Source organism: Actomonas spartinae (assembly GCF_051209155.1).
Lineage (GTDB): Bacteria > Verrucomicrobiota > Verrucomicrobiia > Opitutales > Opitutaceae > Actomonas.
This window is the reverse complement of record NZ_JBPJGB010000002.1, coordinates 1,118,523-1,144,408: the sequence shown is the minus strand read 5'-3', so window position 1 is coordinate 1,144,408 and position 25,886 is coordinate 1,118,523. Positions and strand designations below refer to the sequence as shown.

Genomic DNA, 25,886 nt, shown 5'->3' with positions numbered 1-25,886 from the left:
AAACCAATTTCCCGTGCCTACTCCCGCCGACATTCCCGCCGCCCGTTGGGCGGCCATCAAACTGCTCGCGACCGACGTCGATGGCGTGCTGACCGACGGCTCCATCCAAGTTTCCTCCGACGGCGTCGAAACCAAGACCTTCAACGTGCTCGATGGCCTCGGCATGGTGCGCCTGCTGCGCGACGACGTCGCCGTGGCCTGGATCTCCGGCCGCGCATCCGGCGCCACCACCGTCCGCGCCGAGGAATTGCGCATCCCCTACATCATCCAAGGCCGCGTCGACAAACACATCGCCCTCGCCGAACTCGCCACCGAACTCGGTTTCACCGCCGCGCAGTGCGCCTACATCGGCGACGACGACATCGACGCCGGCGCCCTGGAGTGGGCCGGCATCGGCATCAGCGTGCCGCACGCCATGCCGGCCGCGCTCAACGCCGCCGATTGCGTGACCACCCGCCTCGCCGGCCACGGCGCCGTGCGTGAAGTGTGTGAACAAATCCTCGCCCATCGCGGTCAGGACTGAGGATTCCCGCCGTGCTTCGCTTCCGTCCCATCGCCCTGCTCGCCAGCTCCCTCGCCGTCGGCGCCATCGCGCAATCGGGTGGACGCGTGCAAACGCCGGCGCCGGTGAAGGACTACACCGTCTCTTTCTTCAGCGAGGAGGGTTACCCGCACGTGCGGGTGCAGGGTGCCAGCGCCGACCTGCGTGATCCCGCCCACGTGAAACTTGGCGACATGATTCTCACGGTCTTCACCGGCCAGGCCGATCGCGAGATTGAGACCGTGCTCATCGCACCGACCGCCATCGTCGAACCCGAACCCGAAGTTGTCAGCGGACCCGACACGGTGCGCCTCGAACGCAGCGACCTCAACCTCACGGGTGAGGACTGGTCCTACGAACACCGCGAGCGTCGGGTGCACATCCGCCGCAACGCGCGCATCGTCTTCAACGCCCCTCTCGCCGACCTGCTCAAATGATCCGCTCCGTCCTTCTCCTTCTCGCCCTCCTCAGCGGGGCCACCCTCGTCGCCCAGCCCGTCGCCCCGCAGCGCACCGAACTCACCGCCGACGATCTCGTCATGACCAGCACCGACCGCGAGTCGCGCGTCGTGTGCGTGGGCAATGTGCAGCTCACCGGCACCAACCTGCGCATCGTCTGCGATCGACTCGAGATCATCGCCGATCGCGATTACGACCCGACCGCCACGCTGGGGGAATTGAAGGGCTTCAAATACCTGCTCGCCACCGGCAACGTGCGCATCGTGCAAGGTCAGCGCGAAGCCACCTGCGGCCGCGCCGAAGTCTTGCCCAGTGACGGCACGGTCGTGCTCAGCGAGAATCCGGTCGTGCTCGACCGGGCGACCGACATCATCGGCCGCGGTGAAGTCATCACCCTGCGCCGCGGCCAGCAGGAAATGGAGATCCAAAAACCCCGCTTCAGCGGCCCGCCCATCCGAGACCTCGGCGCCGACGTCCCAACCACGCCTGCGCCCGCGCCTCCGACGCCTGAAACGAACTAAATTGACTTCACAGAAGGCAGCGAAGGGCAACAAAGCCGCTCCACCGGATTTACTTTTACAGGAGGAAACGGAGAGCAACAGAGGGCCTTGCCTCCGAACCCGTGATCTCTGTGCTCCCTCTGTGGCCTCTGTGTCAAAAAACACCCTGCCTCTCCGCCTTCGTTCCCTTCGCTTCATTTTGTAAAATAGATCCCGCATGACCGACACCGCCTCCCCCACCGCGCATCGCATTGAGACCAAGGGGCTCGTGAAGACTTTTGGGCAGCGCACCGTGGTCGACGGCGTCGACATCGACGTGGCGGCCGGTGAGGTGGTCGGCCTGCTCGGCCCCAATGGCGCGGGCAAGACCACCACCTTCTACATGATCGTCGGGCTGGTCGCCGCGACTTCCGGCCAAGTGCTGATCAACGGCAAGGACGCCACCCGCCTGAAGATGCACGAGCGCGCCCGCCTCGGCCTTGGTTACCTGCCGCAGGAGCCCTCGACCTTTCGCAAACTCACCGTCGCGCAAAACCTTCTCGCCATCGTCGAGACCCTGGCGGTGCCGCGCAGCCAACGCGCCGAGCTCGTCGCCCGTCACCTCGACGAACTCCATCTCAGCCATGTCGCCAACCAAAAGGCCTACACCCTCTCCGGCGGCGAACGCCGTCGCCTCGAGATCGCCCGCGCGCTGGTCACCAACCCAAAGTTTCTCCTGCTCGACGAGCCCTTCGCCGCCATCGACCCGAAGTCGGTGACCGAGGTGCAGCGCATCGTGCTGTCGCTCAAGGAGCGCGGCATCGGTGTCATTATCACCGACCACAACGTGCGCGAAACCCTGCGCATCGTCGACCGTGCCTACCTCATTCATCAGGGCCGCGTGCTCACCAGTGGCCCCGGCGACTTCCTCATCCAGGACGAGCAGGCTCGCGAGATCTACCTCGGCCGCGACTTCAACATGTGAGGGCGGCCCCCCCCCGAGGGGCCGCGCGGGCGGCTCGACGGACTCCCGGCCGCCAGCCGCCCACGCGACGAATCGTCTCACCGACGCCCTAGTCAGAGTGCGGCGAAGCGTTGATTCCGCACCGGTGTCACCTGGTGGTTCATCATCGCGGACCAGCTTACCCGCCGATTGTTAAGGTCGTGTGTGCGTCTGGTAAACGCCCCCGATTTTCCGAAAAAAAGTTCGATGGTTCCGGCCCCCCGCGCTGAGCTTGCCCCCGCGCGCGCCCTCAACCCACCTTCCACCCCACCCCGCCATGCCCCGCACCATCAACGGCATCACCGTCGAACACTTCTTCACCACTTATCGCGAGAAGCTGAAACTGGAGCTCGTCACCGGCGACACCGGCCTGCACCGCCTCATCAAGGAGGGCGCGATCAATCGCCCGGCCCTCGCGCTCACCGGCTTCTTCAAGTATTTCGCCAACAAACGCATTCAGGTGCTCGGCGCCGCCGAGATGACCTACCTGCGCACTCTGCCGCGCGAGAAACAGGAAGAGGTGTTTCGCGCCATGGCCCGCCGCCACGTCCCCTGTTTCGTCCTCACCCGCAACTACAACGCGACCAGCGCCATGCTGGCGGTGTGCAACGAGATGAAACTCCCCATCTTCCGCACCCCGATGATCACCCGTCACTGGGTCAACATCGCCACGCTTTGCGTCGACAACGAGTTCGCGCCCTCCACCACCGAGCACGCCACCATGCTCGACGTGAAGGGCATCGGCGTCCTGCTCCGCGGTGACAGCGGCGTCGGCAAAAGCGAGTGCGCCCTCGCCCTCATTGAGCGCGGCTACTCGCTCGTCGCCGACGACATGACGCTCATCCGCCTCGTCGATGAACGTGAACTCATCGCCACCGGCCCCGCCCTCAACCGCGGCTACATGGAGGTGCGCGGCATCGGCATCATCAACGTCGCCGAGATGTTCGGCATCAAAAACGTGCGGCCCGACAAACGCGTCGACCTCGTCGTCTCCCTCCACGAGTGGACCCCCGACGTGGTCGAGGAACGCACCGGACTCGAGGAAAACCACTACAACATCCTCGGTCTCAAGGTGCCGGAGGTGGACCTCTACGTTCGCCCCGGCCGTGACATCGCCCGCCTCGTCGAAGTCGCCGCCCTCGTGCAGGCCCTCAAGAACATGGGCCACGATCCCGCCAAGGAGTTCAACGACCGCCTCATCGCCCACATGAGCGGCGACGCCGAACCCGCGACCATCACCCGGCTCGGTCGCTGATCGCGGCAGGCGCGCCCACGCGTCCCGATCCCGCCCCGGCACCGCCCCCCGGGGACGGACACCCTCCCCTCCGGGGACGGCGGATTTCCCGCGCGTGCTCAAGTCGCGCCTGAACCAGCCGATAACGAGAGGGTTCCATCGTAGTCGCATGCCGTCCCCTCACGAATCCCTCCACGTTCTCGTCGTCGACGACGACGCCAACGCGCGCTTTGTGCTCAGCTCCATGCTCAAACGCGAAGGGCATCGAGTGGACGCCGCCGAATCCGCCGCGCAAGCCCTCGAGGTCTTGCGCAGCATCGGCCCCGAATGGTTCGACTGCGTGATCAGCGACTACTGGATGCCCGGCGGCAACGGCCTCGATCTGCTCAAACAGATTCACGCCCTCGACCCCACCCTCGCCATCATGCTCGTCACCGCCGAGGGCGAAAAGGAGATCGTCACCGAAGTGCTCCGTAACGGCGGCTACGGCTACCTCGACAAGCCCGTCTCCGGCACCGCCCTGCGCGACGCCGTCGTCGGCGCTTCCCAAAGCACCCGCGAACAACGCAGCCTGCGCACCACCGCCGCCAACGCCAACGCGCTGGGCGACAGCCAGCGTTTTCTCCTCCAGCACCACCTCGGCCAACTCGACGATTCCATCGAGCTGTTCTTCCACTCCCTCGCCGAGGCCTCGGGCGACTTCGTCAGCGTGCTCCCCAAGCACGAACACCGCCACATCATCCTCGTCTCCGACGCCTCCGGCCACGACCTGCGCGCCGCCTTCCAGTCCAACTACTTTCACGGCATTGCCCGCGGCATGACCGCCCGGGGGGCCAGCATCGACGAGGTCTTCCACCGCTTCAACGAGATGCTCATCGAAGAGTGGAACACCGACGGCGACATCAACCTCTCGCTCGCCGCCTGCGGCCTCGTCCTCGATCGCGGTTCCCTCTCGCTTCACTCGCTCAACTGCGGCTTCCCCTTCCCCCTCGCCTCCGACATCGACGGCTTCGCCTACCCCCTGCACTCCTCTCACGGCACCGGTCCGCTCGGCTGGTTCCCCGAGCGCCCCGCCTCCGTTTACACGCCCATGCCCACCGGCTATGTCGTCGTGTGGACCGACGGTCTGCCGGACCTCGCCGACAAGCACGACCTCGACCCACTGGCGCTCACCCACCGCCTGCTACAGACCGACGGCGCCCGCGAATATTACCTCGCCAACGTGGCCGACGACATCGCCGTCGTCCGCATCGACCTCGCGCGCTACTCCCGCATCGGCGGCTCGCCGGCCATCCCCCTCGTCAGCCGTCGTTTCGCCGGTGACACCGTTGACGAGATCGACCGCCACCAAGCCTGGCTCGAACGCTCTTTGCGTGTCGCTCTGCCCGACACCCCCGACGACAAACTCGCCGACGTGACCATCTGCGCCCGCGAGGCCATGATCAACGCCCTCTCCCACGGCTGCGAAGGTCGCGCCGACCGCCTCGCCGACGTGCAGGTTTCCGTCTCGGCCGACCGCACCCAACTCCACCTGCGAGTCACCGACAGCGGCCAGGGCCACGACTTCGACCTCGACACCCATGAGCCCACCGCCGCCGCCGACCTGCTCACCGAGCACCGCGGTCTCGTGATGATGAAACACCTTCCCTCCCGCACCGCCGCCTTCAGTCGCGGCGCCTGCATGACCATGGACTTCTCGATCGCACCCGCGCCCCACTGATGCTCTCGACCACCAGCTACGGATTACCCAACAGAACCGGACCGTCGATCACGGTGCCTGGCGATTTGCTGAGCACCAACATCGGCGAGTTTCGCCAACAAGCCACCGCGCATTGCGCGCAGCTCGCCCGCGGCGCCACGTTCACCATCGACCTGCGCGCCGCCCGCCTGGTCGACTCGGTCGGCCTCAACGCCCTGGTCACGATCATCAAGGCCGCCAAGGCCCGCGACGGCGAGGTGCTCCTGCGCGTCGCCCACCCCAGCGTGCGGCGCATCCTATCCTTCACCCGCATCGACACTCACGCCCAGGTCACCGGACCCGACGAATCATGAAGCGGCGCGTTCCTGCCTCCCTCCATCAACTCGGCCGCGGGCTGCGGCGCATCATGCGCGGTTGGCGCCGTCACCGCACCGACACCGGGCCCGCCGTCGAACCCGCCGCTCGCGCCCTCATGGACGGCCGCAGCAACCTCCACCGCACCTTCGCCGCCTTCGGCAACGACCTCGACGAGCTCGACCAGCAGACCCGCAGCCTGCTGTCCCGCTGCGAGGAGCTGATCTCCCTCGCGGCTGGCAACTCGGAAGGCATCAACCTCTTCCAGGACTCCCTGCAGATCCTCGACCAACCCCTCGCTCACGCCGACCAATCGCTCCAGAATCTCCCCCCCATGCTGGAGCAGATCACGCGCTGCGATCACCACTCCAACGAGTTGCTCAAATGCCAGCTCGCGATGGGTGAAGTCCTCGCCCCCTTGCGCCACATGATCGTGTTTTTCCGTATCGAGGCCGCCCAGCTCGAGCCGGAACACCAGACCACCTTCCTCACCGTCGCCGACGAGATCCACCGTCTGCGCGAGCTCATTGACGAAACCTTCGATGAGAACGTCGCCCGCCTGCGCGAGGCCCGCGACACCGTCAGCCACGTGCGTGAAAAGGTGAAGAAGGACTACGCCGATTACTCCGCGCGCATCAGCCAAAAACGAGGCGAAATCGAGCACGCCATCGAGGCGCTCAGCGGCCAGCTCGGCCAAGGCACCCAGCGCGACACCCAGGCGCGCGAAACCACCGCCGTGCTCAATCAGGTCATCAGCCGCCTGGTCTCCGCGCTCCAGTATGAGGACATCCTCACCCAGCGCATCGACCACGGCCTCAAGACCATGCGCGCCGGCCCGCCGGCTCAGGCGCGCAACGCCTGGATGCAGCTCATGCACCGCCAGGTCACGGAGATTACCGGCAGCCTGCGCGAGGCCCGGAACGACCTCGACGAAGGTATCGACCTCATCGTCAAGCACGCCAACGAACTTGGCGAAGCCGCCATCATGCTGCGCAACCTCGACACCTCGACCGCCTCCGTCGACGGCATGGTGCAGCTCCTCCTCGAAGCCTTTCAGGAGATCACCGAAATTTCCTCCGACAACGTGCGCCTCGCCGAGGAATCACGCCGCGCCCTCAACCCCGTGCGCGACGTCACCGAAAACCTCTCCTCCGTCGTCATCGAGGTCTCCCTCAACATCCAACTCATCGCCCTCAACGCCCAAGTGCGCTCCGTCCAACTCGGCGACGGATCCGGCCTCGAAGTCCTCGCCGCCCGCACCGCCGAGATCTCCGCCGAACTCGGCGAACTCGGCGACCGCACCGCCGCCGAGATCGTGGAACTGCGCGACGTCACCCACGCCGTGCTCGCCCAACTCGAGGAGATGGAGCAGGTCGGCCGCCAACATCTCGGCGCGCTGCGCACCCGCGGAGCCGAGGTGGTCGAACGCCTCCACCATATGCGCGACCGCACCCTCACCGTGCTTCAGGACGTCTGCGAAGAGATGGAAAACGTCCGCACCAAAACCAACCCCAAGCCCCAGCGCCTCAAGGAGCTCGACGTCGCCGAAGCCTGCCTCGATCGCTGCGCCGATTGGTTCGCCCGCCACAGCACCGACGCACCGGTCACCCCCGCCCAACGCCAGGCTCTCGCCGATCACGTCAAGAGCTACACCATGGCCTCGGAGCGCCGCGTCCACGCCGAGATCACCGGCGACAAACACGACCTCGGCGAACACGACGCCAGCACCGAACTCTTTGTCGATCCGCCTCCCGCCGCGGTCGCCATCGCCGAACCCGCACCTGCGGCAAGCACCCCAGCCCAACCCGGCAAGACTCCCCAGGCCGCGGCTCCCGCCGCCTTGGCCGACAATGTGGAACTCTTCTGAGGCTCCCATTCGTAATATTCCCGCTAAAGCGCGCCCTTCCGCCAACCGATAGCAGATCAAACCAACCTCTGTCCCCGCCATGAAACGTAAGGTCCTCACCGTCGACGATGCTCTCACTATGCGAAAACTGGTCGCGTTCACCCTGCGCGGTGCCGGCCTCGAAGTGGTCGAAGCGGCCGACGGCGTCGATGCGCTCGCCGCCCTCCAGCGCCAATCGTTCGATCTCATTATCACCGACGTGAACATGCCGCGCATGGACGGCATCACCTTCACCCGCCAGGCCCGCGCCACCGCCAACGGCCGCAGCGTGCCCATCCTCATCCTCACCACCGAGTCCGAGATCGCCAAAAAGAACGAGGGCCGCGCCGCCGGCGCCACCGGCTGGATCGTCAAACCCTTCCAGCAGGAACAGCTTCTCTCCGTCGTCTCCCGCGTCCTCCCCGGAGCCGTCAACGCCCACGCGGCATGAGCAACGACCTCCATGAGCAGTTCGTCCGTGACATGCTCACGGAGAGCTACGAGGGACTGGATCGCTACGACCAGGCCATCCTCGCCATTGAACAAGGCGAGGCCGATGGCGAGACGCTCAACGACATCTTCCGCGTCGTTCACACCCTCAAAGGCACCGCCGGTTGCCTCGGTTTCCACCACATTGAGAAACTGTCCCACACCGGCGAAAACCTGCTTTCCCTCCTGCGCGAAGGCACCCTCGACAGCAGCCCGGCCATCGCCGACGGTTTGCTCAAACTTTCCGATGCCCTGCGCGCCATGCTCGGCGCCATCGAGTCCACCGGCAGCGACGACTCCGGCGAGGACTACACCCCGCTGCAGGACCTGCTCACCCGTCTCAAAGATCCGGATACAGCGGACTCCTCTGTAGCCGGGGTCGTTGCCCCCGCTCCCCCCACCCCCGACACCACCGCCCAAGGCTGGGGCCTTTTCGAAGACGAGCCCGCCGACGCCCTCGATGCCGTCAACGCCGCCGCCAGCAGCGACGACACCACCAATCAGGGCTGGGGCCTCTTCGACGACGAGCCCGCCACCGATGATTCCGCTGTAGCCGGGGTCGATGACCCCGGTTCCGCCAGGGACACCGCCGAAGCCGCCCAAGGCTGGGGCCTGTTCACCGATGCACCCGAGGCCCCTGTAGCCGGGGTCGCGGACCCCGGTTCGTCGCCGAGCAAAGAACCTGCTGCGAAAACCAACGCGCCCAAGAACACTGCGCCTGTCGCCACCACCGCCTCTGTGCGCGTTGACGTAAGCCTGCTCGACAAGCTGATGAACATGGTCGGCGAGCTCGTGCTCTCGCGCAACCAACTGCTTCAGCTTAGCCAGCACCGCACCATTTCCCAACAGGAGATCACCGCCGTCTCCCAACGCCTGAACCAGGTCACCACCGAGCTGCAGGAGGGCGTCATGAAGACCCGCATGCAGCCCATCGGCAACGTGTGGGGCAAGTTCCCGCGCATCGTGCGCGACATCGCCGCCGACCTCGGCAAGAAGGTTCGCCTCGAAACCATCGGCGCCGACACCGAGCTCGATCGCACCATCATCGAGGCGATCAAGGACCCGCTCACCCACATCATCCGCAACTCCGTCGACCACGGCGTTGAGCTGCCCGCCGTCCGCGAAGCCGCCGGCAAGTCCGCCGAGGCCCACGTGATCATGCGCGCCTTCCACGAGGGGGGTCAGGTCAACATCGAGGTCATCGACGACGGCGCCGGCATCAACGGGGAGAAGGTCCGCCGCAAGGCCCTCGACAAGGGCCTCATCTCCGAGGACGACGCCGCCCGCCTCTCCGAGCGCGAGATGGTCAACCTCATCTTCCTCCCCGGTTTCTCCACCGCCGAGCAGGTGACCAATGTTTCCGGCCGCGGCGTCGGCATGGATGTGGTGAAGACCAACATCGAAAAGACCGGTGGCTCGGTCGACGTCACCTCCGTCGCGGGCCAGGGCACCACCCTCAAGATCAAGATTCCACTCACCCTCGCCATCGTCCCCGCACTCGTCGTGCGCACCGCCTCGGAGCAATTTGCCATCCCGCAGGTGAGCCTCGTCGAACTCGTGCACATCGACGGCGACGACGCCGCCACCGCCATCGAGCACGTCTACGAATCCCCCGTCTTCCGGCTGCGTGGCGATTTGTTGCCCCTCGTTTTCCTCGACGAGCAGCTCAAACTCCGCGACCCGGAAAACACCGACCGCGGTTCGCTCAACATCATCGTGCTCCGCTCCGACCAGCAACTCTTCGGCCTCGTGGTCGACGAGGTTTGCGACTCTGAGGAGATCGTGGTCAAGCCGCTCGGCCAGCACCTCAAGGGCCTGCCCATGTTCGCCGGCGCCACCATCATGGGGGACGGCAAGGTCGCGCTCATTCTCGACGCGCTCGGCCTCGCCCAGCATGCCGGCGCCCTCGGCAACAACCACCGTGAGCTCAAGACCGCGACCGAGGTCGCCGAGCAACACCACGGCGGCGACACCACCTCCCTCCTGCTGTTTTCCGTCCCGGGCCGCGAACGCGTCGCCCTCCCGCTCTCCGCCGCCGCCCGTCTCGAAGAGTTCAACCGCAGCGAGATCGAAAGCTCCGCCGGCCGCGAGTCCGTGCAATACCGTGGCGGCATCATGCCGCTCCTGCGCCTCGATCGCATCCTAGGCACCGGCAATGGCGCGGCCGAAAAACGCGCCGCCGAGCAGGTCATCGTCTTCTCCCACGAGGACCGCACCGTCGGCCTGGTCGTTGGCGAGATCCGCGACATCGTCGAGGAACACGTCGAGCTGCAACCCGGCACCGGTGGCAACGGCCTCGCCGGCTCCGCCATCATCCAGGGCAAGATCACCGACCTCATCGACGTGCCTGCCATTCTCTCCGCCACCGGCATGACCAGCCGCCGCGCCGCCTGACCGCCATGAAGACGCCTCGTCAACTTTGCACCTTTCACGTCGGCGGCCTGTTCCTCGGCCTCGATGTGCTCTCGGTCCAGGAAGTCATCCGCAGCCCCGAGCTCGCCCTCGTTCCCCTCGCCCCGCCGACCATTCAGGGCTTGCTCAACCTCCGCGGCCAGATCCTCACCGCCATCGACCTGCGTCGCCTGCTCAAGCTGCGCGAACCTGCACAAAAGATCGCTTCTCCCATGCTCATGATCCTGCGCACCACCAACGGTTCGATCGCCCTCGTGGTCGATTCCGTCGGCGACGTCATGGAAGTGAGCGAGGAGACCTTCGAAGCCCCGCCCGACACCGTGCCGGCCGCCGTGCTCAGCCTCATCCGAGGCGTGCACAAACTTGACGGCACGCTCCTCCACGTCCTCGACGCCGAGGCCACCGGCTCCTCCCAGGCTGCCATGGCCCAGGCCGCCTAGTTACCCGTCCTCCCTCTCAACAACAACCGTCCCAACGCCCAACCCACGCATCACCATGCGCATCAAAACCAAACTCATCCTCCCGGCCTGCGTGCTGATCGCGCTGAGCATGGCGGCAGTCTACCTCACCGTTACCCGCGAGGCCAAACTCCTCCGCGAGAACCAACTGCTCACCCTCGCCTCCGGCGCCCGCGCGATCCAAGACAAGATCGATCGCAACCTCTTCGAGCGCTACGGCGACGTGCAGGCCTTCGCGCTCAACGAGCTCTTTCACCAGGACCTCGGCGCCGTCTCCGAAACGGAACGCACCCGCCTGAACAAAAAACTCAACGACTACGTCGTCACCTACGGCTGCTACTCCCTCATGGTCATCACCGATCCGCAGGGTAATGTCGTCGCCACCAGCACCACCGACTACCTCGGCAACCCGCTCCCCACCAGCGGCCTCATCGGCCGCAGTCTCGCCAACGACGCATGGTTCCGCGACGTCTCCGCCGGCCGCTACCTCACCTACAACGGCGCCGACTCCCTCACCGGCACCACCGTCTCCCCGGCCGGCAAGGACCCGCTCGTGCAGGAGATCTACCGCGACCAGGCCCCCGCCTGGAACATCTCCTACTCCGCGCCCATCAAGGACGCCGAGGGCAACCTTCGTGGCTACTGGCACAACGTTTTTGATTCCGCCACCGTCGAGGGCATCGTCCTGGCCGAGTGGAATCAGTTCAACGCCCGCGGCCTCGGTTCCACGGAGCTCAACGTGGTCGGCCGCGATGGCACCCTCCTCGTGGACGTCGATCCCGCCGAAACCGGCAGCCTCACCGCCCGCCATGACGACGTCATGAAGGTGAACCTCGTCAAGTTGAACGACGGCCTCGCCACCGACGCCGCCACCAGCCCCGACAGCGACGGCATCGACGAGGCCATGAGCGCGCGCATGGGTGTCCTCCAACCCGGCGGCTTCGCCAAGAGCGTGCCCGTCCTCGGCTACGCCGGCACCGGCTTCACCACCTTCGTGCGCGCCGAACCGGCCGAGCTCTATGCCTCCATCAACCTGCTCAAACGCACGATCGGTATCGTCGCCCTGCTCGCCATCATCGCCGGCGCCGTCGCGATCTACTTCATCGCCCGCCCCGTGGCCAAGAGCATCCAGGCCGCCGTCGACGGCGTCGAAGCGCTTGCCAAGGGTCGCTTGGACACCGAGCTGGACATCAGTGCCAAAGACGAGGTCGGCGACCTCGCCCGCGCCTTCAACCAGACCTGCAATGACCTGAAGAAGACCTTCAAGGTCGATAAACTCGACTGGATGGAGCTGGCCGGCATGAAGGTCCGTGCCGAAATCGCCGACGTCACCTCCATTGTGTCGGAAGCCGACCTCAAGGGGAACATCCTCGCCGTCAACGACAAGCTGTGTGAAGTTTCTCAATACAGCCGCGAGGAACTCATTGGCCAGCCGCACAGCATCTTCCGCCATCCCGACATGCCCAAGGAAGTCTTCAAGGAGATGTGGGCCACCATCGGCAAGGGCAAAACCTTCCGCGGCATCGTCAAGAACCGCAAAAAAGACGGCACCCCCTACTACGTCGACGCCGTCATCGCGCCGGTCCTCGGCGAGAACGGCAAACCCGAGAAATACGTCGGGGTCCGCTACGAGATCACCGAAGCGGAGATCGAACGCCAGAACGCCAAGGGCATCATCAACGCCATCGACGGCGCCTACGCCTTCATCGAGTTCACCCCGCAGGGCGAAGTTCTCGCCGCCAACCAGAACTTCCTCGCCACCCTCGGTTACGCCGCCGACGAGGTCCTCGGCAAACATCACCGCACCTTCGTCGACTCGGCCTACGCCAACAGCGCCGAATACGCCGCCATGTGGAAGAAGCTGCAGAACGGCGAAAGCGTCTCCGGGGTCTTCAAACGCATCACCAAGGATGGCCGCGAGGTCTATATCCAGGCCGTCTACGCCCCCGTGAAGGACGAGGTCGGCCGCGTCGCCAAGGTCGTCAAGATCGCCACCGATATCACCGCCGACAAGGTCCGCCAGATCAACAACGACCGCCAACTCGAGCAGGCCAACCGCAACCAGGCTGTCATCGAGTTCACCGCCGACGGCACCATCGAGAAGGCCAACGAAAACTTCCTCTCCACCATGGGCTACTCGCTCAATGAGATCGTGGGCAAACACCACTCCATGTTCGTGGATCCGCTCGACGCCTCGTCCCCGGAATACAAACAATTCTGGGACGATCTGCGCGCCGGCAAATTCCAGACCGCCGAATACAAGCGCGTCGGCAAGGGCGGCAAGATCGTCTGGATTCAAGCCACCTACAACCCGCGCTTCGATGTCACCGGCAAGGTCAACCGCGTGATCAAACTCGCCAACGACATCACCGCCCGCAAGAACACCGAGGCCAAGCTCAAGGAGACCATGGACCTCGTCGGCAACAACTCGCAGACCCTCGCCGCCTCCGCCGAGGAGCTTTCCGCCACCGCGCAGACCATGAGCTCCAACTCCGAGGAAACCGCCACCCAGGCCGGGGTCGCCTCCTCCGCCGCCGAGCAGGTGTCCAACAACGTCACCATGGTCGCCACCGCCGCCGAGCAGATGAGCTCCACCGTCAAGGAGATCGCCAAGAGCGCGGCCGAGGCCGCCCGGGTCGGCACCGCCGCCGTCAAGGTCGCCTCCGACACCAACGCCACCGTCACCAAACTCGGCACCTCCTCGATCGAGATCGGCGAAGTCATCAAGGTCATCACCTCCATCGCGCAGCAGACCAACCTGCTCGCCCTCAACGCCACCATCGAGGCCGCCCGTGCCGGGGAAGCCGGCAAGGGCTTCGCGGTCGTCGCCAACGAGGTCAAGGAACTGGCCAAGCAGACCGCCGCCGCCACCGAGGACATCTCCGCCAAGATCGAAGCGATCCAGGGTGACACCGAGGGCGCCGTCGGCGCCATCGGCGACATCTCCAAGATCATCGCCCAGATCAACGACATCCAGAACACCATCGCCAGCGCGGTGGAGGAACAGTCGGCCACGACCAACGAGATCGCCCGCAACGCCAGCGAGGCCGCCCGTGGCGCCACCGAGATCACCCGCAATATCGCGAGTGTCTCCTCGGCCGCCCAGAGCACCTCCGAAGGCGCCGCCAGCACCCTCACCGCGGCGTCGGAACTGGCCCGCCTCTCCGCCGAGCTCAAGGCCATCGTCGACAACAACACCGGCGGTGAAGAGAAGGTCACCGCCTTCCGCAAGGCGGCCTGATCGTATCAACAATCCCCTTACAACAACGGCCGCCAGCACCCGCTGGCGGCCGTTTGCGTTTAATCCTCCTCGGTGCGGCCGGAGAAGGCCGCAGCGTGGCGGCCGCGCATGAACTGTTTGGATCGACCCCGCGATCCCAAACGACCCTAGGCAAACCCCTGCCCGGAAATGGGTAGTTTATCCCCAAGCGCCGACCTCAAGCCGGCGGCCCAATGCGACGAATGAAATTTCTACTCTTCCAGCATGAACCTCGGCCACAAAATCATCCTCGGCAGCCTCGCGGCAGTTGCGGTCACCACCACCACTCTGCTGCTGGTCCAGCGCTCCATCGTTCGCCGCCAAGGGATTGAGCTGACCCGCGACACCATGCGCGCCGCGGTCCTCGAAGCCGAGAATGTGCGCGACACCATCTCCGCCCTCGGCACCGCCGGCGCCTTCAACCGCCCGCAACTCCTCGCCGAATATGAAGCTTCCGGCGACCTGCGCGGCTCCACCCTCTATCGCACCATACCCGTTGTGGCGGCCTGGCAGGCGATCGAGAAGGTCGCGGCCGAACAGGACTACCAATTTCGCGTGCCGAAAAAACAGCCGCGCAACCCCGCCAATCAACCGACGCCGGCCGAACTCGCGATCCTCGATCGGTTCGAAAATCAAAACGTCCTGGAATTTTTCGAAGTCGACAGCGCGCGTAATGTCATCACCTACGCGCGACCGATCAAACTCACCCAGGATTGCCTCGCCTGCCACGGCGACCCCGCCACCAGCCCGACCAAGGACGGCAAGGACATCCTCGGTTTCGCCATGGAGAATTGGAAGGTCGGTGAAGTCCACGGCGCCTTCGTGCTCGAGGCCGATCTCAGCCGTATCGACGCCGTGGTGGCCGACGGCATGAAGGCCGAGTTCCTCTGGTTGATCCCCATCCTCCTTGCCGTGGTGTTCGGTTTCAACGTCTTCTACCGCCGCGCCGTCCGCCGCCCCGTGCAGGCGGCCCTCGTCGATCTATCCGCCATGGCCAACGAATCGCGGCGCTCCTCCTCGGAACTGGCCCGCACCAGTGAAACGCTCTCCGACGGCGCCAGCACCCAGGCCGCTTGCATCGAAGAGACCAGCGCATCGCTGGAGGAACTCACCAGCATGGTCGGCCAAAACGACGATCACACCAAGGCCGCGCTCGCCACCGCCGAGACCACCCGTCGCACCATCGATCGCGGGCTGGAACGCATGCAGGCCATGAACGAGGCGATCGCCAACATCCAGACCGCCGGACAGGACATCTCCCGCATCCTGAAGACGATCGACGAGATCGCCTTCCAAACCAACATCCTCGCGCTCAACGCCGCCGTCGAGGCCGCTCGCGCCGGTGAGGCCGGCGCGGGATTCGCCGTCGTGGCCGACGAGGTGCGGGCCCTCGCCACTCGCTCCGCCGCCGCCGCCCGCGACACCGCCGAAAAGATCGCCGAGTCCAACCAACGTGGCGAAGTCGGCGGCAAGCTGGGCGCCGAACTCGGCGCGACACTCACTGAGGTCGCCACCTGCATCAACGAACTCGGCAGCATGGTCAGCCACATCGCCACCGCCTCCAGCGAGCAACGCCAAGGCATTTCCCAGCTCAACACCTCCGTCAGCCAAATCGACCACGTCACTCAATCCAACGCCGCCGCCGCCGAGCAGACCTCGGCCGCCGGTCACGAGCTCAACGCCCAGACCGACCAACTGCGCGATTCGGTCGAGGCCCTTGAACGGCTCTTTTTTGCCACCCAGCAGCAGGTCGCCCCGTCGTCTCCGACCAACCCGCTTCCATCGGCGGCCCGGCCGGACGCCCGCCGCGCGCCGGTCCCGGCCGGACGTTAGGGTCTGCCCGCCCTCGGGCGACTCCGCTCGTCCGATTCTCCAAAAAAGCCCCCAAGTCGGCGCCACGATGGCCGATAACAGAGAGGTAAACCCATCTCCACCCGCTATGCGCTTTCTCATCGTCGACGACTCCAAGACCATGCGGTCGATCCTGGCCTCCTTTGCCCACAAACATGGCTGCGAAACCGTGGAGGCCGAGGACGGCATCGCCGCCTGCGAAGTGCTCGAGAAGGACGGTAACTTTGAAGCCATCCTCATCGACTGGGACATGCCCCGCATGACCGGCATCGAGCTGCTCAAAATCATGCGGGCCAACCCGTCGCTGCACCACATCAAGGCGATGATGGTCACCGCCCAATCCAACTACGACTGCGTGACCGAAGCCATCATGGCCGGCGCCGACGACTACCTCATGAAACCCCTCAACGAGGACATGTTTGTCGACAAGCTCCGCCTCCTCGGTCTCGTCGCCTGATCCCTGCGCCTTCCCCGCGCGCCCGCCTCGCCTGCCCACCTTTTCCCGCTCTCCTTTCATGCCCAAACACCGCGTCCTGGTTGTAGATGATGCCGTGGTCATGCGACGCCTGTTGCACGTCGCCTTGGAAAAGGAGCCCGATATCGAGGTCGTGGGCAGCGCGCCCAACGGCCGCATCGCCCTGCAAAAGATCACGCAGGTGAATCCCGACATCGTGACCCTCGATGTCGAGATGCCCGAGATGAACGGACTCGAAACGCTGCGCGAGTTGCGTCGCGCCCACCCGCGCCTGCCCGTCATCATGTTTTCCGCCACCACCCGCCAGGGGGCCGTGGCCACCCTCGACGCCCTCGCCGCCGGCGCCAACGACTACATCACCAAACCCACCGACGTCGGCGACCTCAACGGCGCGCTCAGCAAACTCGCCCGCGATCTGGTCCCGCGCATCCGCCAGCTCTGCGAGCACGAGTTGCAACGCCGCCTGCTCGAAGCCGCTCCGGCTCCCGTCGCCGCCCCGCCACTCCTGCGCCGTCCTCCCGCCGCCCGACCCGCGCGCAACGTCCGCGGTCGTTACGACCTCGTGTGCATCTCCGCCTCGACTGGCGGTCCCAACGCCCTCGCCGAACTCTTCGCCGGTTTCACCGCGCCCCTTCCGGTGCCCGTCGCGGTCGTGCAGCACATGCCGCCCATGTTCACCACCTTGCTCGCCGAACGCCTCGATCGCGGTCCCGGCGCCATGCATTGCGTGGAAGCCTCCGACCGCCAGCCCCTCGTGACCGGCACCGCGGTGCTCGCCCCCGGCGGTCGCCACCTCGCCATCGAGCGCAACGTCGGCGGCGATTTTATCGTCCGCCTCACGGACGACCCGCCGGAAAACTCCTGTCGCCCCGCGGCCGATGTCATGCTCCGCACCGCCGCCCTCACCGGCGCCCGCATCCTCAGCGTCGTCATGACCGGCATGGGCTCCGACGGCACGCGCGGCTGCACCCACGTGCACGAAGCCGGTGGCACCCTCCTCATTCAGAACCGCGCCACCTCCACCATCTGGGGCATGCCCGGCGCGATCGCCGCCTCCGGTTTGCCCTACACCGAATACCCGCTCGACCAGCTCGCCCGGCAGATCGAACGCCAACTCCACGCCACACCGGCTCTCGTCGCATGAGTTCGCTCGCCGCCAATCTCCAGCCCCTCACGCGCGAGAACTTTGTCTTCATGCGCGATCTGCTCAAACGCGAGACCGCCATCGTGCTCGCCGACGGCAAGGAATACCTCGTCGAGACCCGCCTCGCCACCATCGCCACGCGTCACGGCTTCGGCAGCGTCAACGACCTGGTGGCCCACTTGCGCACCAGCAGTGTCTCCGGCCCGGGTAGCCCGCGCTTCGAAGTCCTGGACGCCCTCACCACCAACGAGACCCTCTTCTTCCGCGACCTCGCGCCCTTCGACGCCCTGCGCGACCAGATCATCCCGGAACTCCACGCCCGCGGCCACGGCGCCCCCATCTCGATCTGGTCGGCCGCCTGCTCCACCGGACAGGAGCCCTACAGCCTCGCCATGCTCTTCGCCGAGCACTTTCCCAGCATCTCCTACCGCATCGTGGGCACCGATATTTCCCACAAGGTCCTCGAAAAGGCCAACTCCGGGGCCTACCTCCAGCACGAGGTCAACCGCGGCCTGCCCGCAAAACTGCTTATCAAATATTTCCGCCAGCAGGCCGGCGCCTGGACCATCAGCGAGGACATCCGCAAAAAGGTCGACTACCGCCACCTCAACCTCATCGGCCGGTGGGTCGGGCTGCCGCAGTGCGACCTCATCATGATGCGCAACGTGCTCATCTATTTCGACGTCGACACCCGTCGCCAGATCCTGCGCCAAGCCCGCCAGCTCCTCCGCCCCGGCGGTTACCTCTCCCTCGGCGGTGCCGAGACCACCGTGCAGATCGACGATGCCTTCACCCCCGTCACCTGCGGTCGCGCCACCTTCTTCCGGGTGAACTGAGGTCCCCATCTTTCTCTTTCCTCTTTCTCTTTATCTTTCTCCCCACGGTGCGGACGGGTTTCGGCCCGCGGGGAGAAAGATAAAGCGAAAGACTAAAGAGCGTTTCTGGACATTTCCGCCGGAACGTCCGTTGTTACCGGGTTTCGTCTGCATGGCCGACTTTCTCGATAACACCGACCAACAAAAAGAGGATCCGCTCCGGGTGGAGCGCGCCTTCCTTGTGGGGGTGCAGAATCCCGACATGACCGCCACCGAGGCGGAGGAACTCGTCGACGAGCTCACCGAACTGGTCGAGAACCTCGGCATCTCCGTCGTCGCGCACACCGTCGTCAAACTCCGCTCGCCCAGCCCCGCCACCCTCGTCGGCTCGGGCAAGGTTGAGGAGATCGTCGGTGCCGCCCGCCTGCACGACTGCGACGTCATCGTGTTCGACGAGGGCCTCTCGCCCGCCCAACAGCGCAACTGGGAAAAGCAGTCCAAGATCACTGTCATCGATCGCCAGGAGGTCATCCTCGATATCTTCGCCGATCGCGCCCAGACCCGCGAGGCCGTGCTCCAGGTCGCCCTCGCCCGCATGGAATATTCCCTGCCCCGCCTCACCCGCGCCTGGACCCACTTGTCCCGCCAGCGCGGCAAGGGTGCCATGGGCGGCGAGGGTGAAACCCAGCTCGAGCAGGACCGCCGCATCGTGCGCGACCGCATCACCCGCCTGAAGCGCGAACTCCACGAGGTGCAGCAACACCGTGGCGTGCAGCGCGCCAAACGCCGCCGCGTGCCCGTCCCCACCGCCGCCATCGTCGGCTACACCAACGCCGGCAAATCCTCCCTGCTCAACGCCATCACCGGCGCCACCGTCCTGGCCGAGGACAAGCTCTTCGCCACCCTCGACCCCACCACCCGCCAGCTCCTTCTGCCCGGCAACCAGAAGCTGCTCGTGACCGACACGGTCGGTTTCGTGCGCCGCCTGCCGCACGGCCTGGTCGAGGCCTTCAAGGCGACGCTCGAGGAAGCCATCGTATCCGATTTCCTGATTCACGTGCTCGACGTCACCGCGCCCAGCGTGGCCGAGCACCACAAGACCACCGTCGAGGTGCTCGCCGAACTCGGCGCCGAGGACCGTCCGCGGCTCACCGTCTTCAACAAGATCGACTCCGCCACCCCCGAGCAGATTCACCGCGCCAAGCTGCTCATCCCCGACGCGCTCTTCGTCTCGGCCCTTTCCGGCGACGGCCTGCCCGGCCTCGCCACCCATTGCGTCGATCTCATCCGCGACACCTTCGGCAGCGCCGAGCTGCTCGTGCCGCACGATCGCTACGACGTCGTCGCGCGCCTGCACCAGGTCGGCCACGTGCAGGAGGAGGAGACGCTCGACGAGGGCGTTCGCCTCATCGGCCGGTATCCACCGGCCCAGCACGGTTATTTCGCGCCCTTTGTTGTAAGTTAGCCGCAACCTGTCACTGTGCCCGCATGGTCCCCTCGCGCGCATGATTGAAACGCTGGTCCCGATCTACGACTCCGTGCGAAACGTGCTCACCTTTGAGCTGTTTCACCTCGGCCAAAGTGCCATCACCCTGGCCACGATCTTTAAGTTCATCTTCCTCGCGGCCCTGGTGGTGATCGGCGAATCGACCCTGCGGAAGATTGTGCTGCTCCGCGTGCTGAGCCGCACCCAACTGGACGAGGGGATGCGCTTCGCGGTGGCCCGGATCTTCGGCTACGTCGTGCTCACCCTGGGACTCTACCTCGCGCTCACCTTCGTCGGCATCGACCTCAGCTCACTCGCGGTGTTGGCCGGCGCCATCGGTGTGGGTCTCGGCTTCGGCCTGCAGAACATCGTCAACAACTTCATCTCCGGCATCATCATTCTCGCCGAACGACCCATCGCCATCGGCGACCGCGTCGAGGTCAACGGTGTCGCCGGTCAGGTCACCCGCATCAGCCTGCGCAGCACCGTGGTCGTCACCAACGACAACATCTCGGTCATCGTGCCCAATTCCAGTTTCATCAGCGACGTGGTCGTCAATTGGAGCCACGGCGACCCGAAAGTGCGCATCAACGTTCCGGTCGGCATCGCCTACGGCTCGGACGTGGAGAAGTTTCGTCGCGTCATGCTAGAGCTGGTGAAGGCCCGACCCGAGGTGCTCAACGACCCGGCTCCCAACGTCTTCTTCATCGGCTTCGGCGACAGCTCGCTCGACTTTGAGATCGGCGTCTGGACGGCCGAAATGTTGAAGAACCCCAAGCGCTTCCGGAGCGAGCTGAACTTCGCCATCGAGCGGGTCTTGCGCGAAAACAACATCGAGATCCCCTTCCCCCAACGCGACCTGCACATCCGCAGCGGCACCCTGCCCATCGTGCAGCAGGCCAAACTCGAAGACCCCGAGGCCGACAAACAGGGAAAAGACTGACCGCAGATCTCGCAGATCGGCGCAACTGACTGGACGAGTTTCTTGGAACGCTGATCCTCACTGATTCCATTGAGCGAAGATTAGCGTTTATCAGCGTTCCCTCCAACTCCCTGCCTCGCCATATCTGCGCTCATCTGCCTGATCTGCGGTTTCCATTCCAACCCTCACGCCACCGGAATCCACACCTTCACTTCGGTGCCAAGCATCGCCTTGGAGCTCAGCGTCACCAAGCCGCCGTGCCGGCGCGCGATGGTGTAGACCACCGCCAAGCCGAGGCCCTGTGCATCGTCGCGGGTGGTGAAATAGGGGTCGAAGACCTGCGGCAGGTTGCGGTCGGCGATGCCCTCGCCGTTGTCCCGCACCACGATCACGCCGTAGCGCCCCGGCGCCAAGATCGAGGCCTTCGACTCCTCGCGCAGTTCCTCCTCCACCTCCACCGTGAGCGCGCCGCCGTGAGGCATGGCCTGCACGGCGTTGAGCAGCAGGTTCTGCAACAGCTGTTTCATCTGCCACGGGTCCGCCTTCACCGGCTCACAGCGGTTGGCGTAGCGGGTGTGCAACTCGATGATCTTGGGCAACCCGAAGGCCCCGACCGTTTCGGTGACCAGCCGCACCAGATCCGTAGGCTGACACTTCGGCTCGCCGCCCTTGGCAAAGGTCATCAGTCGATGCGCCAGGTCGCGGGAACGGATCGCCGCTTCGCGCGAGTTGTCGACCCGGGTCAGTGCCTCCCGCGACAGGGTCTCGTCCTTCAGCAAGCCCGCCAGGTTGTCCATGATCATGGACAGTTGCCGGTTAAAATCATGCGCCACTCCGCCCGCGAGCGTGCCCAGCGACTCCAGTCGCATCGCCTGCTGCAGCTCGGCCTCCAACTGGCCCGCGCGCCGCATCTGCTCGTTGATCTCGTAGGCCTGTTTGCCCACGCGGCGTTGCAGGGTCCACACCCAGCCCAAGGCCAAAAACACCCCGCCCACCATCACGCCGGCCATCACCATCACCCGGTCCCGGGTCCACCACGCCGGCGGCTGCAACACCTCGATCTGCCCGGCCTCGTCGACCAACAGACGGAAACCAACCGGCCGCGTGCGATCGTCATAAGCAACATCATACACGCCTTCCACCCGCACCCTGGCGCCCGCTTCCGCCAGCCCCCGATCGGCGCTCGCCGCCAACAACTCGCACTCAAAAACCGTGCGACCATCCTGCACCGCCAAGAGCACGCGCCCTCCCGCGCGAAAACGCTCCACCACCTCACCGGTCAGGGCCACCAGGCGACCGTCCAGCGCCGGATCGACCTCACTGATGTCTCCTACCACCGCCGGCGACGGCAGCTCACCGCGTTCCACGAACCGCACCACACTTTCGCGCAACACGGTGCGCCCGCCCTCGCGCCCCTGGAACCCCGCCGCCTCCACCCGACTGCCGCGCGGAAACGTGCCGCTCTGCCGCGTCTGCACGATCAATCGTTGGTCGCCGTCCTCCAAATAAACCCACCCTTCCGGATCCCAATGCAAGACCGTGCCCGCGACCTTGATCCGGCGGCGCTGGTCCGCCGTCGTGCGAAAGCGGCCCACTTCGTTCAGGTTGCGGGTTGGCATCGTCGCCAGATCCACATCACCGGTTTCGAGCACGGAAATCGCGCCCAGATTGTTGGCCCAAATCTCGATGCCCGTCAGCCTTCGCTGTTCATTGGTCAGCGCGGAACACACCCCGCGCACGGCCACCACCGAGCCCACCAGGTCCGCCACTTCCTCATCCCCGGGCAGCCGCACGACCATGGCCCCGGCGGTCGAGGTCATTTCCAATCGCGCCCAGGGTCCGTCCCGTTTCGCCCGGTGCACGAAGCCGGTCATCTCCACCCATTGCCCCTCCTCCACACCGGTCAACGCCTGCTCAAGGGTCACCCGCCGCGGGCGCGGCACGCCGATTTCACCGAGGTCCTGAATGCGCGCGGCCTGCACCGTCGGCGCGTAGTCGCCCATCACGGTGACGCCGGACACTTCAATGTGCCGCCCGGGCGCCGGCGGGGGCTCAATCGCACTGGCCCGATAGACTCCGATGCCGGCCGATGAATCCTGCAGGTAAAACAGCATCGATCGCGGATGCGACCAGGTCACCACCCCGTTGAACTCGACCGGGTGGTTCTTCGCCGCCTGCTCCGGCGAGAGCTCCAGCGCCGTTGCGGCGATCCGGTGCAGCGACCGTTGCTGAAAACGCGCTGGCTCCGTCGAACGGTTCTCCGCCGATTCCACCGGCGTCATCAAAACCTCCTTCAAGCGCAGGGCCACCCCGTCGACCTCCGGCACACCGGCCGCCAACACCGTCTCGCCCAGCCACTGTCCCGCGCGTTGCTCCGTCTCCAGCACGGCCTGCCCGGTCTCATCCCGCAGGATCACTTGGTTGTCATCGGTGATCCGCACGATCCGTCCTCGCACCAACACCGGGCTGCCTCCGCCCGCGCCCAACACCGTCCGGACCGTGGACACCGTGCCGTTGAAACGCGCGGTTTCCGCCAACGGGCCGTGTGAGGTCACGTGCCGCAGGCCCGGACAAAACATATCGAACGCATTCACCCGCCCCTTCCCATCAAAACGGGAGGCATTCACTCCGCGCACCGTCACCAGTTGCCCCTCAAAACTCGGCACCGGCTCCAAGGGATCGAGCATCACCCATACCGTCGCCTTCAAGCCGTCGCAAATCATCGAGAGCCGCAGATGGTCCGCCCCATCAAAACCCTGGCTCTCCACCACCCCCGCAATTTCGACCGGCGTGTTCACCAGGAGCCGGTGGTTGGCTGTCGCCACATTGATGGGCTGCCAGGTCACCTCGGCCTCCCCCAGCACCGTCACCCGCGCGTCCTTGATGCCAAACGTCGCCCCCGGCGGCACCGTCGTGCCTTCCAGCCTCACCCGCTGCCCCGAAGCCATCGGCAAGGGTCCCAAGGGCATCAAATATTCGGCCAGGGTTTCATCCTGGACCTGCACAATGTCCCACGCCGCGTCGTAATACAGCACGTCCACCTCAAACCGGTAGTCCAAGCCGGCGGCCCGATCCTCTTCCGCCGCCGCCCAGAAGTCGGACAGATACCGCAACGGTGTTTCCTGCGCCAGCGCGTGCATTCCGCCCCACCACCCCACGCAACATAGGAAAACACGCGAAAAGCTTGGGCATCGGCCAGACACCCCGCCAGCAGAGCCAGCCGCGCCGCGCACGACAAGCCTACACCGCGAGTCGCAAACTTCGCCGACGTAGTTGCCCGCCCTCCGGGTTTTCCCGTGCATGCCCCGACTCCGCCTCCTCGCCGCCTGCGGCGTATTGCTCGCATCTCTCGTCTCTCTCACCGGCTGCGGCGGGGGCGCCAAATCAAGCAACGCGGCCACGCCGAATCCGGCCCCACCGCCGCCGCCGCCCGCTCCACCACCACCGCCGCCCGAGCCACCGCCCGTGGTCGACCAAAGTCTGCCCGGCCAACTCGACGCCGTGCTCGCCGCCTACGCCGATCGCTCCGGCGGCGCCGCGGTCCTGGTCATGAAAGACGGCGAAGTCGTCTATCGCGGTGCAGTCGGACTCGCCCGCAACACCCCCGCGACGCCCATCACCGCCGACACCGGTTTCCGCATCGCCTCGATCAGCAAGACCTTCACGGCCCTCGCCGTCCTGCAACTGGTCGAGGAAGGCACGCTGCGCCTCAACGACTCGATCCTCACCCACCTGCCCGAACTTCCCGGCTCCTGGGGCTCCATCACCTTGGAACTCATGCTCTCCCACCGCTCCGGCATCATCGACGTCGTCAACGACATCCTGCCCAGCACCTGGCTGGAGGGCAAAACCAACGCCGACATCATCGCCTACCTCATCGCGCATCCAGATCTTGAATACCCGCCCAACACGATCGCCGAATACAGCAACACCGGCTACATCCTGCTTGCCGAGGTCGTCGCCCGCGCCAGCGGTCAGCGCTTTGCCACTTACCTCCGCCAGAACATCTTCGAACCCGCCGGCATGACCGACAGTTTCATCAACGACGAACAGCAGGCGCTCGGCCCGACCGACGCCCTCGCCTACGGGACCCGGGACAACTTCTACGGCACCAAGACGTATATCCACGGCGCCATGGCGCAGGTGAGCTCGGTCGAGGATTTCGGCCGGTTTTTCACCGCCATGCGCAACCATCAGCTGGTGGACGCCGACACCCTCTCGCTCATGCGCAGCAACCCGCACCAGACGATGCTCTTCGGCCGTGGCTACGGCTACGGCCTCATGTTGGAAGGCGACCGCTACGGCCACGAAGGCAGTTGGGACGGCTACCGCACCAAGATGAGCCTCGACCCGGAAACCGGCATCGACCTCGTCGTCCTTGTCAGCGGCGGCGGCACCATGCAGGCCGCGCTCGGCAAAGTCACCGACACCGTCTACCGCTACTACGGCTATTGAGGCGTGGGATTGAACCGCAGATGGCGCAGATGCCCGCAGATACCGAGAGGCACGGATGGCTTTAACCACAGATTGCACAGATGGGCACAGATCCATCCGAGTGAAGGGGAACGCTGATCTGCGCTGATCTGCGCAAACCAAATGAGCGAGGATGAGCGTCGATCAGTGTTCCACCAATTACCTGCCCCACCACGGCTGACGCAAATACCGAGAGGCAACGACGGTTTAACCACAGATTTCACAGATTCGCACAGATCCATCCGAGTGAAACGGAACGCTGATATACGCTAATCTTCGCTCATCTTGATCAGTGAAGATCAGCGCAGATTAGCGTTCCTCTTCGTTGCCTCCCCGCATCTGTGCCCATCTGTGAAATCTGTGGTTAAACCGTCGTTGCCTCACAGTCATCTGCGCCCATCAGCGTCATCTGCGGTCAAATTCATCCAGCGTGGCTGCCCGACATGGGT

At 65.4% G+C, this 25,886-nt stretch carries 20 protein-coding genes; 19 read left to right on the top strand and 1 reads right to left on the bottom strand.

The window, feature by feature from the left end; translation table 11 throughout:
- Positions 1-13: 13 nt before the first annotated feature.
- From AC0MRV_RS12350 to AC0MRV_RS12265, 18 genes are all read left to right on the top strand, one after another.
- Positions 14-523, top strand: coding sequence for a KdsC family phosphatase (locus AC0MRV_RS12350; protein WP_472764780.1), 510 nt, complete (start codon positions 14-16; stop codon positions 521-523).
- An 11-nt stretch (positions 524-534) separates the two neighbouring features.
- Positions 535-978 (top strand): hypothetical protein, encoded by a 444-nt coding sequence (locus AC0MRV_RS12345; RefSeq protein ID WP_472764779.1) that lies wholly within the window; start codon positions 535-537, stop codon positions 976-978.
- Complete coding sequence (locus AC0MRV_RS12340) at positions 975-1,520, top strand: LptA/OstA family protein (RefSeq protein WP_472764778.1); 546 nt, start codon at positions 975-977, stop codon at positions 1,518-1,520. Before AC0MRV_RS12345 ends, AC0MRV_RS12340 begins: the two co-directional genes overlap by 4 nt.
- A gap of 196 nt (positions 1,521-1,716) precedes the next feature.
- The gene (gene lptB / locus AC0MRV_RS12335) at positions 1,717-2,463 is read left to right on the top strand and encodes an LPS export ABC transporter ATP-binding protein (protein ID WP_472764777.1); all 747 of its coding nucleotides are present in this window, start codon (positions 1,717-1,719) and stop codon (positions 2,461-2,463) included.
- A 295-nt stretch (positions 2,464-2,758) separates the two neighbouring features.
- A complete protein-coding gene (gene hprK, locus AC0MRV_RS12330; RefSeq protein ID WP_472764776.1) occupies positions 2,759-3,736 on the top strand; it encodes an HPr(Ser) kinase/phosphatase in 978 nt (325 codons plus the stop codon).
- Positions 3,737-3,884: 148 nt separating this feature from the next.
- Complete coding sequence (locus AC0MRV_RS12325; protein WP_472764775.1) at positions 3,885-5,435, top strand: response regulator; 1,551 nt, start codon at positions 3,885-3,887, stop codon at positions 5,433-5,435.
- Complete coding sequence (locus tag AC0MRV_RS12320) at positions 5,435-5,767, top strand: STAS domain-containing protein (protein ID WP_472764774.1); 333 nt, start codon at positions 5,435-5,437, stop codon at positions 5,765-5,767. Before AC0MRV_RS12325 ends, AC0MRV_RS12320 begins: the two co-directional genes overlap by 1 nt.
- On the top strand, positions 5,764-7,635 hold the full coding sequence (locus AC0MRV_RS12315; protein WP_472764773.1) for a hypothetical protein: 1,872 nt from the start codon (positions 5,764-5,766) through the stop codon (positions 7,633-7,635). The genes AC0MRV_RS12320 and AC0MRV_RS12315 overlap by 4 nt, the downstream gene beginning before the upstream one ends.
- A 79-nt stretch (positions 7,636-7,714) precedes the next feature.
- The gene (locus tag AC0MRV_RS12310; protein WP_472764772.1) at positions 7,715-8,104 is read left to right on the top strand and encodes a response regulator; all 390 of its coding nucleotides are present in this window, start codon (positions 7,715-7,717) and stop codon (positions 8,102-8,104) included.
- The gene (locus AC0MRV_RS12305; RefSeq protein ID WP_472764771.1) at positions 8,101-10,536 is read left to right on the top strand and encodes a chemotaxis protein CheA; all 2,436 of its coding nucleotides are present in this window, start codon (positions 8,101-8,103) and stop codon (positions 10,534-10,536) included. Before AC0MRV_RS12310 ends, AC0MRV_RS12305 begins: the two co-directional genes overlap by 4 nt.
- Positions 10,537-10,541: 5 nt before the next feature.
- Positions 10,542-10,994, top strand: coding sequence for a chemotaxis protein CheW (locus AC0MRV_RS12300; RefSeq protein WP_472764770.1), 453 nt, complete (start codon positions 10,542-10,544; stop codon positions 10,992-10,994).
- Positions 10,995-11,049: 55 nt separating this feature from the next.
- Complete coding sequence (locus tag AC0MRV_RS12295; RefSeq protein ID WP_472764769.1) at positions 11,050-14,253, top strand: PAS domain-containing protein; 3,204 nt, start codon at positions 11,050-11,052, stop codon at positions 14,251-14,253.
- 243 nt (positions 14,254-14,496) lie between these two features.
- Positions 14,497-16,104 carry a methyl-accepting chemotaxis protein gene (locus tag AC0MRV_RS12290; protein WP_472764768.1) on the top strand — a complete coding sequence of 536 codons (1,608 nt, stop codon included), beginning with the start codon at positions 14,497-14,499 and terminating at the stop codon, positions 16,102-16,104.
- A gap of 106 nt (positions 16,105-16,210) precedes the next feature.
- Positions 16,211-16,579, top strand: a complete 369-nt coding sequence (locus AC0MRV_RS12285; RefSeq protein ID WP_472764767.1) for a response regulator — start codon at positions 16,211-16,213, stop codon at positions 16,577-16,579.
- A 58-nt stretch (positions 16,580-16,637) separates the two neighbouring features.
- Positions 16,638-17,741 carry a chemotaxis-specific protein-glutamate methyltransferase CheB gene (cheB, locus tag AC0MRV_RS12280; RefSeq protein ID WP_472764766.1) on the top strand — a complete coding sequence of 368 codons (1,104 nt, stop codon included), beginning with the start codon at positions 16,638-16,640 and terminating at the stop codon, positions 17,739-17,741.
- The gene (locus AC0MRV_RS12275) at positions 17,738-18,577 is read left to right on the top strand and encodes a CheR family methyltransferase (protein ID WP_472764765.1); all 840 of its coding nucleotides are present in this window, start codon (positions 17,738-17,740) and stop codon (positions 18,575-18,577) included. Before cheB ends, AC0MRV_RS12275 begins: the two co-directional genes overlap by 4 nt.
- A gap of 151 nt (positions 18,578-18,728) precedes the next feature.
- Positions 18,729-20,021 (top strand): GTPase HflX, encoded by a 1,293-nt coding sequence (hflX, locus tag AC0MRV_RS12270; RefSeq protein WP_472764764.1) that lies wholly within the window; start codon positions 18,729-18,731, stop codon positions 20,019-20,021.
- A gap of 40 nt (positions 20,022-20,061) precedes the next feature.
- The gene (locus AC0MRV_RS12265; protein ID WP_472764763.1) at positions 20,062-20,985 is read left to right on the top strand and encodes a mechanosensitive ion channel family protein; all 924 of its coding nucleotides are present in this window, start codon (positions 20,062-20,064) and stop codon (positions 20,983-20,985) included.
- Between the two features lie 164 nt (positions 20,986-21,149).
- Here the strand turns inward: AC0MRV_RS12265 and AC0MRV_RS12260 are convergent, their stop codons facing one another.
- Positions 21,150-24,104, bottom strand: a complete 2,955-nt coding sequence (locus AC0MRV_RS12260; protein WP_472764762.1) for an ATP-binding protein — start codon at positions 24,102-24,104, stop codon at positions 21,150-21,152.
- A 160-nt stretch (positions 24,105-24,264) separates the two neighbouring features.
- Between AC0MRV_RS12260 and AC0MRV_RS12255 the strand changes: the two genes are divergently transcribed.
- Positions 24,265-25,419, top strand: coding sequence for a serine hydrolase domain-containing protein (locus tag AC0MRV_RS12255; protein WP_472764761.1), 1,155 nt, complete (start codon positions 24,265-24,267; stop codon positions 25,417-25,419).
- Positions 25,420-25,886 lie beyond the last annotated feature (467 nt).